The organism is Achromobacter sp. JD417, from assembly GCF_041879325.1.
Taxonomy (GTDB): Bacteria; Pseudomonadota; Gammaproteobacteria; order Burkholderiales; family Burkholderiaceae_B; genus Achromobacter; species Achromobacter mucicolens.
Window position 1 is genome coordinate 4,633,465 of record NZ_CP087159.1, and the last position, 14,285, is coordinate 4,647,749.

Genomic DNA, 14,285 nt, shown 5'->3' on the forward strand with positions numbered 1-14,285 from the left:
ACATTTTTACTGCTTGACGGGTTTGCGTCAGATGTAACGCACACCCAGGACTTCATACTCGCGAACGCCAGCCGGGGCCATGACCTCGACCACGTCGCCTTCGCTCTTGCCGATCAGCGCGCGAGCCACGGGGCTGGACACGGAAATCAGGTTTGACTTGATATCAGCTTCGACGTCGCCGACGATCTGATAGGTGACGCGATCGCCCGAATCCAGGTCTTCGATGTCGACGGTGGCGCCAAACACGGCGCGGCCTTCGGCCTCGAGCGAGGACGGATCGATGATGTGGGCATTGGAAAGCGTGCCTTCAAGCTCGGCAATCCGGCCCTCGATGAAACCCTGGCGCTCGCGAGCGGCATCGTACTCGGCATTTTCCGACAGATCACCCTGCGCGCGAGCCTCGGCGATCGCGTTGATCACAGCAGGACGTTCGACGGTTTTCAGCCGTTGGAGCTCTTCTTGCAAGCGCTCGGCCCCGCGCACGGTCAAAGGAATGGCAGACATGTCGTTTCCCAAACAAAAAGTAGAAAAACGCCCCGAAGGAGCGTTCTCGGTGAAGGCCGCTGGACCGGCGCGCTTGCCATCTGATGCTTGAAAAAACCTGGCGAGCGGCGCGGGCGACCAAAACAAAACCCCGGCTCGGGTCGGAACCGGGGCAATCAAGTTCATATTGTGGTCAAACTTGATGGGAAATGCAAGCCGCCGGAGAAAACGGCCTTTTCGGCGCATTTCGCCGCTGTAACCCGCTAAAACCGGCGATTTCGCGCCAAGAACGCGGGCGATGCCGACCATAGCGGCGAACTGGGATGCAGACTACGGGTTTTCCGGGATCGGCTGTCGCTGAGAAACACCTGAAAGATTGCCTGTGCGGCATGAAACGGGGCGCCAGGGCGCCCCGGCCCGCAGCGTTTACTTGGTGCGGCGCAACAGCGCATACAGGATGATGGCGCCGAAGGTGGCGGTACCGATGCCGCCCAGCGTGAAGTCACCCAGCTTGATGGTGAAGTCGCCCGCGCCCAACACCAGCGTGACAGCGGCCACGATGAGATTGCGGTTGTCGGTGAAATCCACCTGATTGACCACCCAGATGCGGGCGCCGGCAATGGCGATCAGGCCGAAGACGACTACCGACATCCCGCCCAGCACGGGTCCCGGGATCGTCTGGATCAGTGCGCCGAACTTGGGCGAGAAGCCCAGGACGATCGCAATCAAGGCAGCGATCACGAACACCAGCGTGGAATAGATGCGCGTGACCGCCATGACGCCGATGTTCTCGGCGTAGGTGGTGACGCCCGTGCCGCCGACGGCGCCCGATACCATTGTCGCCACGCCGTCGCCCACGAATGCCCGACCGAGGTAGCGGTCGAGGTCGCGCCCCGTCATGGCGCTGACGGCCTTCACGTGCCCCAGGTTTTCGGCCACCAGGATGATGGCGACCGGAACAATCAGGCCCATGGCCTCGGCCTTGAAGACCGGCGCCGAGAACTGCGGCAGGCCGAACCACGCGGCGGCCGACACTGCGGAGAAATCGATGGGCTTGCCCAGGCCCAGGCCGTTGGCCAGCACCGCGTACACCACGCAGGCAAGGATCAGGCCGACCAGGATGAGCAGGCGCTGCACCATGCCGCGGGTATAGACGGCGATGCCGCCGACGCAGACGATCGTGACGATGGCCATGGCGCTATCGAAGCCCGACGCCCCCATCGCGCCCTTGGCGGCGATGGGCGCGAGATTCAAGCCGATCACCGCCACCACCGCGCCCGTGACGACGGGGGGCATAAGCGTATCGATCCAATTGGCCCCGCCGCCTGCCCGGGCATTGACGATCCAGACGATGACGCCGATCAGCGTGTAAGCCAGGCCGCAGGCAATGATGGCGCCCAGCGCGACGCCGATGTTGGCGTTGGCCCCGCCGCCGGCATAGCCGGTCACCGCGATGACGCCGCCGATGAACGCGAAGCTGGAACCGAGGTAGCTGGGCACCCGGCCGCCCACGAACAGAAAGAAGATCAGCGTGCCGATGCCCGACATCAGGATGGCGACGTTGGGATCGAACCCCATGAGCAACGGCGCCAGGACGGTCGAGCCGAACATCGCGACGACGTGCTGTGCGCCCATGGCGACGTTCTTAGGCCAGGACAGCCGTTCGTCGGGCGCGATGATGACGCCGGGCTCGGCGTCGTCCGCCAGGCGCCAGCGCGGAAAGTAGGAGTTGGACATGGATTCCCCGGGGTGGTACGAGAGGGTTTCAAACTGCGAGCGGGCGCCAGTGTAAAGGGGGCCATCAAGCGGGGGCAACGTTTAAGTTTTGCCGGCTGATTGCCGTATTAGTGGAAACCCCGAAATCCCAGGCAAAGGAACAGTCATGGCGATCAACAGCATCAGCGGCACCTCCCGGATCAGCAGCCTTGCAGATCTGTGGGCCGAGAAGATCCAGGCCAACAAGGAAGCGAAGAACGCTTCGGGGCAGGATGCGGTGTCGGTGACCGCGGAAGGCAAGATCCGCGTCAACAATCCGGGCGCCACCAAGGTGGGCAATGCGCAGGCCACCGAAGAAACCGACAACGACGACGAATACACCCGCCAGATCAAGGAGTTGCAAAAGCAGCTCAAGCGCATCATGGATCAGATCGCCAAAGTGAAGGCGAGCGGCATGTCGGCCGAAATGAAGGCGCAGCAGATCATGGCGCTCAATGCCCAGGCCGTGCAGATCCAGGGCCAGATTTCCCAACTCCTGGCGAAACAGGCGCAGGCTGCCAAACAGGCCGGCGTGTCGGCCCAGGCCTGATTCGGGGCAAGCGATGTGGCGCCGTCGCTGATGGCGCGCATCAAAATTTCTGATTGGACGCTCCTCGGGCGTGCCGGTACTGTCTCCAGACAAATCTAAAATCACGGAGACAAACCATGCACGCTATGCGCACAGCCCTGGCCGGGGCGTTGCTGGCCGTTTGCGCGGCACCGGCGCTCGCCGGCACCGTTACGGTGATCACGTCATTCCCCAAGGACCTGACCCAGGCCTACAAGACCGCGTTCGAAAAAGCGAACCCAGGCATCACCCTGGAAATCCTGAACAAGAACACCGTGTCGGGCATCGCCTTCGTGCGCGAGACGCCGGCAGGCCAACGCCCCGAAGTCTTCTGGGCGAGTGCGCCCGATGCGTTCGAGGTGCTGGGACGCGACAAGCTGCTGGCCAAGTCGGCCGACATCGCCAACAAGGACGTGCCCGACAAGATCGGCAGCTACCCCATCAACGATCCGGGCGGCATGTATCTGGGCCAGGCGCTGGCGGGCTACGGCATCATCTACAACACCCGGTACATCGCGGCGCACAAGATCCCGGCTCCCGTGGAATGGAAGGACCTGCTGTCGCCTAAATGGTTCGGCCACGTGGGCATCACCTCGCCGTCGCGCTCGGGCACGATGCACCTGACGGTGGAGACCATCCTGCAGGGCGAAGGCTGGGATGACGGCTGGAGCACGCTGCTTCGCATGTCGGGCAACAGCAGCGCCGTGACCGAGCGCTCGTTCGGCGTGCCGGACGGCGTGAACAATGGCCAGTTCGGCGCGGGCCCGGTCATCGACTTCTTCGGGCTGTCGAGCAAGTATTCCAAGTTCCCGGTCGAGTTCGTCTACCCCTCCGAGACGGCCATCGTTCCGGCCAACATCGCGCTGATCGAGGGCGCAAAGAACACCGAGGAAGGCAAGAAGTTCATCGCCTTCACGCTGAGCCAGGCAGGCCAGGAGCTGCTGCTGGAGCCGAAGATCTCGCGGTTGCCGGTGCTGCCCTACTCCGCCCTGGCCGGAAAGATTCCGCCGGGCTATCCCGATCCGGCGGAAATCGCCAAGCGCAGCAAGGTGCATTTCGATGCGGACCTGTCGCAGACGCGCTACTACGTCGTGCAATCGCTGTACGACCAGACCGTGACGTTCCGGCTGAAAGAGCTGCAAGCGGCCACCAAGGCCATCTACGACGCCGAAGCCAAGCTGGGCGACAAGGCCAAGAGCGGCAAGGCGGCCGAATTGCTGGACCAGGCGCGCAAGCTGGCGTGGGCGCCGTTGGTGGACAGCAAGAAGGCGGCCGATCCTGCCTTCCTGGCTATCTTCGCGGGCAACAAGAAGGACGCGGCCGTCAATCAGCAGATCACGCAGCTCGAGGGCGAGTGGAACGGCCGCGCACGCGCCAACTACGAAGAAGCCGTCAAGCTGGCGCGGCAAGCCGCCGCGCTCTGATACGCAGGACGCACTGAACGCGGCGAGCGGGCCTGACCTGCCCGCCGCGGGCAACGCTTGTCTTCTGGCAACGATTTTCGGGAATCTCGATGAATCATACGGGCCATTTGCGCCTGCCCCCCGGCCCCGTCCTGGCGGCGCTGCTGGTGTTGGGCTTTCTGCTGCTGTTCCTGATCGTGCCGGTGGGCACGGTCTTTCACAGCGCCTTCGTCAACGCCGACGGCAGCTTCACGACCGGGCACTTCGGCGCCTTCTTCAACCAGCCGTTGATGCGGGAGGCGTTCTTCAACAGCCTGTACGTGGCGGGCTGGTCGGCGCTGCTGGCCTCGCTGATCGCGGTGCCGCTGGCGTACTTCACGGTGCGCTTCGATTTCCGGGGCGCCCTGCTGATCCAGACCCTGGGGGTGCTGCCGCTCATCATGCCGCCCTTCGTGGGCGCGGTGGCCATGCAGCTGATCTTCGGCCGCTCGGGCAGCGTGAACCTGCTACTGAACGATTGGTTCGGCTTCACGATTCCGTTCATGGAGGGGCTGAACGGCGTGATCTTCGTGGAGGCCATCCATTATTTCCCCTTCATCCTGATGAACCTGGTCGTGGCGCTGCGCAACATTGACGGGGCCATGGAGGAAGCGGCCTTCAACCTGGGCTCGCGGGGCTTCCGGCTGTTTCGCCGCGTGATCTTTCCGCTTGCCCTGCCCGGCTACGTGGCCGGCGCGTCGCTGGTGTTCGTGAAGGTGTTCGACGACCTGGGCACGCCGCTGGTGCTGGGCACCACCAACATGCTGGCGCCGCAGGCTTATTTGCGCATCACGCAGGTCGGATTGGAAGACCCGCTGGGCTACGTGATCAGCGTCATCATGGTGGGCTTCTCGATCCTGGCGCTGTGGCTGTCGGCGCGGGTGCTCAAGGGGCGCGACTACTCCACGCTGCAGAAGGGCGGCAATTCGATCCAGAAGCGCAAGCTGGGACCGGTGGAAAGCGTGCTGGCATATGGCTGGATCGTGCTGGTGCTGCTGCTGGTGCTGTCGCCGCACATCGGCGTGTTGCTGCTGTCGCTGGCCAGTGTCTGGAGCTACGCGCCGCTGCCGGACGGGTACACGCTGGCGCATTATTCCGCGGTGTTCTCCGAGTCGCAGGGCATGATCGCCAACACGTTGCTGTACTGCGGACTGGCTGCCGGCATCGACGTGATCCTGGGTACCGCGATCGCATACCTGATGCTGCGCACCCGGCTGCCCGCGCGCCAATGGCTGGATTTTCTTGCTTCCGCGGCGCTGGCGATTCCGGGCATCGTGCTGGCGATCGGCTTTCTGCGCACGTTCCGCGGCATCGAGCTGCCGGGCACGGGCACGCTGCTGACCTCGTCGTGGATCATCATCATGCTGGCGTATTCCGTGCGGCGGTTGCCGTATGCGCTGCGCTCGTGCGTGGCGGCGCTGCAGCAGATCCACGTGTCGCTGGAAGAAGCCGCCCAGTCCCTGGGCGCCACGCGCATGAGCACGATCCGCCGCGTGGTGGTGCCGCTGATGGCGGGCGGCATGCTGGCGGGCTTTGTGACCAGCTTCGTCACCGCGGCCGTGGAACTGTCGGCCACCATCATGCTGGTGACCAAGGACAGCCAGGCGCCCATGAGCTATGGCATCTATCTCTACATGCAAAGCGCGGCGGGCCGGGGCCCGGGCGCCGCGCTGGGCGTCCTGGCGGTGGTCGCCGTGGGCATCGGCACATACATCTCGCACCTGCTGGTGGACCGCGCGTCCAAACGCCAGCAGCCGGCGCGCAATGAAGGGGAATCCGCATGAAGAAAGTCAGCGTCGAATGCCGCAACATTCAGCTTTCCTACGGCAACACCGAAGTGCTCAAGGACGTCAGCATCAGCATCGAGCCGGGCGAGTTCTTCGCGCTGCTCGGGCCGTCGGGGTCCGGCAAGTCCACGTTGCTGCGGCTGATCGCGGGGTTCAACCGGCATAGCGCCGGCCAGTTGCTGGTGGACGGCAAGGACATCAGCGGCACCCCGCCCTGGCACCGCAACATCGGCATGGTGTTCCAGAACTACGCGCTGTGGCCGCACATGACGGTGTGGGACAACGTGGCGTTCGGGCTGGTCGAGCGCAAGCTGCCGCGCGCCGAGATCCGCACCAAGGTCGAAGCCGCGCTCGATCTGGTCGGCCTGTCCCAATATGCCAAGCGGCGTCCAAACCAACTGTCCGGCGGCCAGCAGCAGCGGGTGGCGCTGGCGCGCACCATCGTGATCGAACCGCAGGTGCTGCTGCTGGATGAACCCCTGTCCAACCTGGACAAGAAGCTGCGCGTACAGATGCGCCAGGACCTCCTGAGCCTGCAGCGCCGCCTGGGGATCACGACGATCTTCGTCACGCACGACCAGGAAGAAGCGATGACGACCGCCGACCGCATGGCGGTGCTGGACCACGGCGTGGTGCAGCAGATCGGTGCGCCCAGCACGCTGTTTGACTATCCGGTGAACCGCTTCGTGGCGAACTTCGTGGGCACGATGAATGTACTGGAAGGCAATGTGCGCGAGCGCACCAGCAGCAGCGTGACGCTGGCGGTGGACGGCGTGGGCGACCTGCATCTGCCGCTGGCGGGCGACGCGCCCGCGGCCACGCGGCTGGCGGCAAGTTTCCGGCCCCACACGGTGCAGATCGAGATGGCGGACGGCCTGGGCGATGCGCGCTACGTCTGGCTGCCCGGCATTGTGGAAAGCAGCGAATTCCTGGGCGAATTCACGCGCTATCAGGTGCAGGTCGGCGAACAGCGTCTGACCGCGGACCAGGCGCATCTGGCCGGGCTATCGCCGTTTCCGGCGGGCGCGCCGGTGTCCGTGGGGCTGGAGCCGACACAGGTGCGGTTGCTGGCGGCCTGACCTACACTCGCGGCCATGGAAATCTACCAGATCCGCGCCTTCGTCACGGTCGCCCGGCTGGGCAACCTGACGAAGGCGGCCGAGGCGCTGTCGCTGACGCAGCCCGCAGTGACGGCACAGATCAAGGCGCTGGAGCAGAGCCTGGGCGTGGCGCTGTTCGATCGCAGCGGCGGCCGCCTGGCCCTGGCCAAGGCAGGCGAAGTATTGCTGCCAACGGCGGAATCGCTGCTGGTGCTGGGCGCGCAGTTCAAGTCCGAGGCGCAGCAGCTGCAGGGCAATCTGCACGGCATCGTCGAGCTGGGCGTACCCAGCGAAAAGCCCGATTTCCTGCGCCTGGGCGAGCTGGCGTCGGCCGTCACGCAGCGCTTGCCGCTGGTTGAGTTAAAGACGCAGACGCAGCCCGCGGCGGCGCTGGCCGAACAGGTGAGCACGGGCCGTCTGCCTGCCGCATTGACCATCGCGGCAAACGCGCCGCGCGGCGTGCTGTGGCAACCGCTGCGCAGTGTGCGGTACCGCATCGCCATGCCGGGCGAGCACGCGGCGGTGCTCAAACGCGGCGGCTGGCGCGAAGTGGCGCAACTGCCGTGGCTGGATGGGCAGTCCGGCAGTCACACGCATCTGCTGCTGCGCGATATGTTCGAACGGCACGGCCTGTCGCCGCGCATCGTGATGCAGAACGACGACCAGGCCAACATGGACGCGCTGGTGCGGGCGGGTGCGGGCTGCGCGCTGCTGCGCGAGGAAACCGCGCTGGCGGGCGCGGCGTCCAACGACTTCATCGTGTGGGGCCAGGCGCGCGTGGACGCCGTGCTGGGCTTCATGCTGCCTTACGAACGCGCTAGCGAGCCCGCGCTGGTCGCGTTAAGCTCGATCATTCAAGCCATCTGGAAACCGCGCGCGCCCATCGCGCCCGCCCAGGCGTAAGGCTCAATCCCCGCAACAAGACTGCAATGACTGAAATCTGGTTCATCCGCCACGGCGAAACCGACTGGAATCGCCAGCGGCGCCTGCAAGGCTGGCAAGACATCCCCCTGAACGAATTTGGCGTCAACCAGGCCAGCCTGCTGGCCTCGCGCCTGCACGACGAGGCCAGGCACACGCCCATCCACGCGATCTACAGCAGCGATCTGCAGCGCGCGCACGCGACCGCCGTGCCGGTTTCGGAGCAGCTTGGTCTGCGCGTGCGTGTGGAGCCCGGCATCCGCGAGCGGGGTTTCGGTGTGCTGGAAGGCCTGGACCATGAGCGCATCGACGTGCTGGCGCCCGAGGCCGCGGCCGCCTGGAAGAGCCGCGATCCGCTGCGCCCGCTGGACGGCGGCGAAACACTGGGCCAGTTCCAGTCGCGCGTCATCAGCACGGTCGACGATATCGCCAGCCGCCATGAAGGCGAGCGCATCCTGCTGTTCACCCACGGCGGCGTGCTGGACATCATCTGGCGCCATGCTTCGGGCGTGCCGCTGAACGCGCCGCGCGACGCCGCGCTGCTCAATGTCAGCATCAACCGCGTCGGCGTTGATGGCCGCAAATGGGAAGTGTTGGACTGGGGCGATGTCAGCCACGTGGCCGCCGAGGTGGGCGACGACGTGGTGCCTTGAATCGGACCCGGGAGTCCGTGGGTGTCCGACACCCCTGAAACAGGTGCGGCAGTTGAAGGTCGTTACCGCCGGGTGTCGGACACCGGAGAACAACGCAGCCAGACTCAGGCCGTCTTGCGCGGTTTGCGGGGGGCGTTGCGGGCCAGTCTGTCGTAGACGGCGTTGGGCAGCAGGCGCATCAGCTTGGCCACCACACCCATCTGCCACGGAATCACCGTGTAGCTCGTGCCCTTGTCGATTGCCGCGCGGGCGCGCGATGCGAAGGCGTCGGCTTCCATCAGGAAGGGCATCGAGTACGGGTTGTGCGCCGTCATGGCGGTTTTGATGTAGCCGGGCGCGATCGTCACCACGCCAATGCCCTGGGCGGCCAGTTCAAGCCGCAGGCTCTCGCAATACGTCACCACCGCCGACTTGGACGCGCTGTAAGCGCCCGCCCCGGGCAGGCCGCGCACACCGGCCACGCTGGCGATGCCGACCAGCCGCCCCGCCCCCGCCGCGCGCATTGGTCCGATGAAGGGCTCGAAGGTGGAGACCGTGGCCAGCAGGTTGGTGTCCACGATGGCCTTGAACACGTCGAAATCCTCGCCATGGTCGGTCAGCGTGCCTGCACTGATGCCCGCGCTGGCGATGACCACGTCCACCCTACCCTGGCAGAACGCGATGAAGTCCTGCGCCGCGGCATGCAGCGCCTGGCGGTCGCGCACGTCGACGGCATAGCAGCGGTGGACGCCAGGCAGACTGCCGGCCAGTTCCTGCAGCGCGTCCTCGCGCCGGCCCAGCAGGCCCAGCGTGGCGCCCGATGCGGCGTATTGCTGCGCCAGCGCGCGGCCCAGCCCGCTGCTGGCGCCGGTAATGAAGACGTTGACCATGTGTGCCCGTCGCTGTGTTGGCGTTGCAAAGAATTAGGGCACGCTCTCGCGTGCCCTAACGTTGACTACCGGCTTAGCCGTGCAGGGAAGCGTGAAGCTCTTGCAGCGGGTACACCTGCAGGCCGAGGCCCTGGCGCAGATACTGCATGCCTTCGACCGCGGCGCGGGCGCCGGCGATGGTCGTGAAGAAGGTCACGCGGGCGGCCAGCGCCTGGGTGCGGATGGTGCGCGAGTCGGCGATGGCGTTGCGGCGTTCTTCGACGGTGTTGATGACCAGCGAGATTTCGCCGTTCTTGACCATGTCGACGATGTGCGGACGGCCTTCGTTGACCTTGTTCACCACTTGCACCGGAATGCCGGCGGCTTCGATCTCGGCGGCCGTACCGCGCGTGGCGACCAGCTTGAAGCCCAGGGTGTGCAGGCCGCGCGCCACTTCGACGGCGCGGGGCTTGTCCTGGTTCTTCACGCTGATGAACACCGTGCCGGATTCCGGCAGGCGCACGCTGGCAGCCAGCTGCGACTTCACGAAGGCTTCGCCGAAGCTCATGCCCACGCCCATCACTTCGCCGGTCGACTTCATTTCCGGTCCAAGGATGGTGTCCACGCCCGGGAACTTCACGAACGGGAAGACGGCTTCCTTGACGGAGAAGTAAGGCGGCACGACTTCCTTCGTGATGCCTTGCGCGGCGAGGGTCTGGCCGGCCATGGCGCGCGCGGCGATCTTGGCAAGCTGCAGGCCCGTGGCCTTGGAGACGTAAGGCACCGTGCGCGAGGCGCGCGGGTTCACTTCCAGCACGTAGACGTCGCCGCCCTGGATGGCGAACTGCACGTTCATCAGGCCGCTGACGTTCAGGGCCTTGGCCATCATGGTGGTCTGGCGCTTGATTTCGGCGATGACTTCCGCCGACAGCGAGTACGGCGGCAGGCTGCACGCCGAGTCGCCCGAGTGCACGCCGGCCTGCTCGATGTGTTCCATGACGCCGCCGATGAAGACGGTTTCGCCGTCGGCCAGGCAGTCCACGTCGACTTCGGTGGCGTTGTTCAGGAAGCGGTCCAGCAGCACGGGCGAGTCATTGCTGACCTTCACGGCTTCGCGCATGTAGCGCTCGAGGTCCTGCTGCTCGTGCACGATTTCCATCGCGCGGCCGCCCAGCACGTAGCTGGGACGCACGACGAGCGGATAACCGATTTCGGCGGCGTGGGCCAGGGCTTCGCCTTCGGTGCGCGCGGTGCGGTTGGGCGGCTGACGCAGGCCGAGCTTGTTGAGCAGCTTCTGGAAGCGCTCGCGGTCTTCGGCGACGTCGATGGATTCGGGGCTGGTGCCGATGATGGGCACGCCATTGGCTTCCAGGGCGCGCGCCAGCTTCAGCGGGGTCTGGCCGCCGTACTGGACGATCATGCCGACCGGGTTTTCCTTGTGGACGATTTCCAGCACGTCTTCCAGCGTCAACGGCTCGAAGTACAGACGGTCGGAGGTGTCGTAGTCGGTGGACACGGTTTCCGGGTTGCAGTTGACCATGATGGTCTCGTACCCGTCATCGCGCAGCGCCAGCGCGGCATGCACGCAGCAGTAGTCGAACTCGATGCCCTGGCCGATCCGGTTCGGGCCGCCGCCCAGCACCACGATTTTCTTGCGATCGGTGGGGGCGGATTCGCACTCTTCCTCGTACGTGGAGTACATGTAGGCAGTGCGGGTGGCGAATTCGGCGGCGCAGGTGTCGACGCGCTTGTAGACCGGGCGCACGTTGAGCTGGTGGCGCAGCTTGCGCACTTCGGATTCCGAGGAGTCCAGCAGGAACGCGAGGCGGCGGTCCGAGAAACCGCGGCGCTTCAGTTCGAACAGCGTGGCGTAGTCCAGGTCGGCCAGCGTCTTTTGCTCGAGCGCCAGCTCGATGTCGACGATTTCCTTGATCTGCGAAAGGAACCACGGGTCGATGTGCGTGATGTTGTGCACTTCGTCCAGCGTGAAGCCTTGCGCGAAGGCGTCGCCCACGTACCAGATGCGTTCCGGACCGGGTTCGCCCAGCTCGACCTGCAGCTTTTCGCGGTCGGTGGTCTTCTGGTTCAGGCCGTCGACGCCCACTTCCAGGCCACGCAGCGCCTTCTGGAACGATTCCTGGAAGGTGCGGCCGATGGCCATGACTTCACCCACGGACTTCATCTGGGTGGTCAGGCGCGCGTCGGCGGTGGGGAATTTTTCGAAGGCGAAACGCGGCACCTTGGTGACCACGTAGTCGATCGTCGGTTCGAACGAAGCCGGCGTTGCGCCGCCGGTGATTTCGTTGCGCAGCTCGTCGAGCGTGTAGCCGACGGCCAGGCGCGCGGCGACCTTGGCGATGGGGAAACCCGTGGCCTTGGAGGCCAGCGCCGACGAACGCGACACGCGCGGGTTCATCTCGATGACGATCATGCGGCCGTTCTTGGGATTGACGGCGAACTGCACGTTCGAGCCGCCCGTATCCACGCCGATCTCGCGCAACACCGCGATCGATGCGTTACGCATGATCTGGTATTCCTTGTCGGTCAGCGTCTGGGCCGGCGCGACGGTGATGGAGTCGCCCGTGTGGACGCCCATCGGATCCAGGTTTTCGATGGAGCAGACGATGATGCAGTTGTCCGCCTTGTCGCGGACCACTTCCATCTCGAATTCCTTCCAGCCGAGCAGCGATTCTTCGATCAGGAGTTCGCTGGTGGGCGAGGCTTCCAGGCCGCGGCGGCAGATCGTTTCGAATTCTTCGGCGTTGTAGGCGATACCGCCGCCCGAGCCGCCCATCGTGAAGCTGGGGCGAATGACGGCGGGAAAGCCGGAGGTGCCGACTTCGGCCGCGATGCGGCGCTGCACCTCCCAGGCTTCGTCCATGCTGTGGGCCACGCCCGACTTGGCCGATTCCAGGCCGATGTCGGTCATGGCCTGCTTGAACTTCTGGCGGTCCTCGGCCTTTTCGATGGCGTGTTCGTTGGCGCCGATGAGCTCGACGTTGTGCTTCTTGAGCACGCCGTGGTGGGCCAGGTCCAGCGCGCAGTTCAGCGCGGTCTGGCCGCCCATCGTGGGCAGGAGCGCATCGGGCTTTTCACGCTCGATGATCTTTTCGACGGCTTGCCAGGTGATGGGCTCGATGTAGGTGACGTCGGCCGTTTCCGGGTCCGTCATGATCGTGGCCGGGTTGCTGTTCACCAGGATGGTGCGGTAGCCCTCGGCCTTGAGCGCCTTGCAAGCTTGCGCGCCGGAGTAGTCGAATTCGCAGGCCTGCCCGATGATGATGGGGCCGGCGCCGATGATGAGAATGCTTTTTAGGTCTGTACGCTTGGGCATGATGCAATCTTTACTTTTGGCCGGACATCAGGCTGATGAACTTATCGAACAGCTCGAGGATGTCGTGCGGACCCGGGCTGGCTTCGGGGTGACCCTGGAAGCAGAAGGCCGGGCGGTCGGTGAGCTCGAAGCCTTGCAGCGTGCCGTCGAACAGCGACACGTGCGTCACGCGCGCGTTGGCGGGCAGGCTGGCCGCGTCGACGCCGAAACCGTGGTTCTGGCTGGTGATGAACACGCGCTTGGACGCCAGGTCCTGCACGGGGTGGTTGGCGCCGTGATGGCCCGTCTTCATCTTGACGGTCTTGCCGCCCACCGCCAGGCCCATGATCTGGTGGCCAAGGCAGATGCCGAACACGGGCAGCTTCTTGTCCAGGAAGGCACGCGTGGCTTCGATGGCGTAGTCGCAGGGCTCGGGGTCGCCGGGGCCGTTGGACAGGAACACGCCATCGGGATTGAGCTTGAAGACCTCTTCGGCAGAGGTCTGGGCGGGCACCAGCGTGATGCGGCAGCCGCGGTCGGCCAGCAGGCGCAGGATGTTGCTCTTCACGCCGTAGTCATAGGCGACCACGTGGAACTTGGACTGGTCGGGCGACGTGTATCCGCCTTCGAGCTGCCAGGTGCCTTGCGTCCAGCCGGTGCTTTCCTTGATGGACACGACCTTGGCCAGATCCTGGCCGGCCATGCCGGGAAAGCCGCGGGCGAGTTCAACGGCGCGCTCGGCGTCGGAACCCACGAGGATGCACGCGCCCTGGGCGCCCTTTTCGCGCAGGATGCGCGTGAGCTTGCGGGTGTCGATGCCGGAAATGGCAACGATGCCCTGCTCGTTCAGGTAGTCAGGCAAGGATTGCGTGGAACGGAAGTTCGACACGCGCGCGGGGCAGTCGCGTACCACCAGGCCGGCGGCATAGACGCGATTGGATTCCACGTCTTCGGCGTTGACGCCGGTGTTGCCGATGTGCGGATAGGTCAGCGTGACGATCTGGCCGCTATAGCTGGGATCGGTGAGAATTTCCTGGTACCCGGTCATCGCGGTGTTGAACACCACTTCGGCGACGGTATGGCCAGGCGCACCGATCGACACGCCTCGAAAAATGGTACCGTCCGCCAGAGCCAGAATTGCAGGAGGGAAGCGGTTGATCCCCTCGGGAAAGAGTTGCGGCAGCACAGTAAACCCCGGTTTTAGAATCGATAATCAAACCTTCGGATTATACCTTGACCGGCCGTTTTTCCCGGAGAACCGCGCCAAATAAGGCCGAAATCGGTGTTTTCGGCTGTTTTGCCGCGCCGTTGCGCGGCATTCCATGACCGCCCTCGGCCTTGCGGCGGACAGCGGCGTGGCGGCGTCGGTGATACGCTAGCAGCACCTTCAACCCTAGCCTGCTGCGAGTCGTATA

11 protein-coding genes are annotated in these 14,285 nt (G+C 65.1%); 6 read left to right on the forward strand and 5 right to left on the reverse strand.

The window, feature by feature from the left end; genetic code table 11:
- Nucleotides 1-27: 27 nt before the first annotated feature.
- Entirely contained in the window at nt 28-504 is a 477-nt protein-coding gene (greA, locus tag LN047_RS21430) for a transcription elongation factor GreA (RefSeq protein WP_008158056.1), read from the reverse strand.
- A gap of 405 nt (nt 505-909) precedes the next feature.
- Nucleotides 910-2,220, reverse strand: coding sequence for a solute carrier family 23 protein (locus LN047_RS21435; RefSeq protein WP_062841738.1), 1,311 nt, complete (start codon nt 2,218-2,220; stop codon nt 910-912).
- A gap of 145 nt (nt 2,221-2,365) precedes the next feature.
- Between LN047_RS21435 and LN047_RS21440 the strand changes: the two genes are divergently transcribed.
- From LN047_RS21440 to LN047_RS21465, 6 genes are all read left to right on the forward strand, one after another.
- Nucleotides 2,366-2,788, forward strand: coding sequence for a FlxA-like family protein (locus LN047_RS21440; protein WP_062841737.1), 423 nt, complete (start codon nt 2,366-2,368; stop codon nt 2,786-2,788).
- Between the two features lie 116 nt (nt 2,789-2,904).
- Complete coding sequence (locus LN047_RS21445) at nt 2,905-4,230, forward strand: ABC transporter substrate-binding protein (RefSeq protein ID WP_152385284.1); 1,326 nt, start codon at nt 2,905-2,907, stop codon at nt 4,228-4,230.
- Nucleotides 4,231-4,319: 89 nt separating this feature from the next.
- Nucleotides 4,320-6,032, forward strand: a complete 1,713-nt coding sequence (locus LN047_RS21450) for an ABC transporter permease (protein WP_373980128.1) — start codon at nt 4,320-4,322, stop codon at nt 6,030-6,032.
- Nucleotides 6,029-7,114, forward strand: a complete 1,086-nt coding sequence (locus LN047_RS21455; protein ID WP_062841735.1) for an ABC transporter ATP-binding protein — start codon at nt 6,029-6,031, stop codon at nt 7,112-7,114. Before LN047_RS21450 ends, LN047_RS21455 begins: the two co-directional genes overlap by 4 nt.
- Nucleotides 7,115-7,129: 15 nt before the next feature.
- Nucleotides 7,130-8,038 (forward strand): LysR family transcriptional regulator, encoded by a 909-nt coding sequence (locus LN047_RS21460; protein WP_056326823.1) that lies wholly within the window; start codon nt 7,130-7,132, stop codon nt 8,036-8,038.
- A 26-nt stretch (nt 8,039-8,064) separates the two neighbouring features.
- The gene (locus tag LN047_RS21465; RefSeq protein ID WP_180098129.1) at nt 8,065-8,709 is read left to right on the forward strand and encodes a histidine phosphatase family protein; all 645 of its coding nucleotides are present in this window, start codon (nt 8,065-8,067) and stop codon (nt 8,707-8,709) included.
- A 104-nt stretch (nt 8,710-8,813) separates the two neighbouring features.
- Here the strand turns inward: LN047_RS21465 and LN047_RS21470 are convergent, their stop codons facing one another.
- From LN047_RS21470 to carA, 3 genes are all read right to left on the reverse strand, one after another.
- Nucleotides 8,814-9,578 (reverse strand): SDR family oxidoreductase, encoded by a 765-nt coding sequence (locus LN047_RS21470; protein WP_056326819.1) that lies wholly within the window; start codon nt 9,576-9,578, stop codon nt 8,814-8,816.
- Nucleotides 9,579-9,651: 73 nt separating this feature from the next.
- Entirely contained in the window at nt 9,652-12,891 is a 3,240-nt protein-coding gene (carB, locus tag LN047_RS21475; RefSeq protein WP_056326817.1) for a carbamoyl-phosphate synthase large subunit, read from the reverse strand.
- Nucleotides 12,892-12,901: 10 nt separating this feature from the next.
- Nucleotides 12,902-14,056: a glutamine-hydrolyzing carbamoyl-phosphate synthase small subunit gene (carA, locus tag LN047_RS21480; protein ID WP_062841732.1), complete on the reverse strand. Its 1,155-nt coding sequence runs from the start codon at nt 14,054-14,056 to the stop codon at nt 12,902-12,904.
- Between the last annotated feature and the right edge of the window lie 229 nt (nt 14,057-14,285).

Bases quoted from the DNA above. Each gene is read 5' to 3' on its own strand.
- greA (WP_008158056.1), bottom strand. From the start codon at position 504: ATGTCTGCCATTCCTTTGACCGTGCGCGGGGCCGAGCGCTTGCAAGAA.
- LN047_RS21435 (WP_062841738.1), bottom strand. From the start codon at position 2,220: ATGTCCAACTCCTACTTTCCGCGCTGGCGCCTGGCGGACGACGCCGAG.
- LN047_RS21440 (WP_062841737.1), top strand. From the start codon at position 2,366: ATGGCGATCAACAGCATCAGCGGCACCTCCCGGATCAGCAGCCTTGCA.
- LN047_RS21445 (WP_152385284.1), top strand. From the start codon at position 2,905: ATGCACGCTATGCGCACAGCCCTGGCCGGGGCGTTGCTGGCCGTTTGC.
- LN047_RS21450 (WP_373980128.1), top strand. From the start codon at position 4,320: ATGAATCATACGGGCCATTTGCGCCTGCCCCCCGGCCCCGTCCTGGCG.
- LN047_RS21455 (WP_062841735.1), top strand. From the start codon at position 6,029: ATGAAGAAAGTCAGCGTCGAATGCCGCAACATTCAGCTTTCCTACGGC.
- LN047_RS21460 (WP_056326823.1), top strand. From the start codon at position 7,130: ATGGAAATCTACCAGATCCGCGCCTTCGTCACGGTCGCCCGGCTGGGC.
- LN047_RS21465 (WP_180098129.1), top strand. From the start codon at position 8,065: ATGACTGAAATCTGGTTCATCCGCCACGGCGAAACCGACTGGAATCGC.
- LN047_RS21470 (WP_056326819.1), bottom strand. From the start codon at position 9,578: ATGGTCAACGTCTTCATTACCGGCGCCAGCAGCGGGCTGGGCCGCGCG.
- carB (WP_056326817.1), bottom strand. From the start codon at position 12,891: ATGCCCAAGCGTACAGACCTAAAAAGCATTCTCATCATCGGCGCCGGC.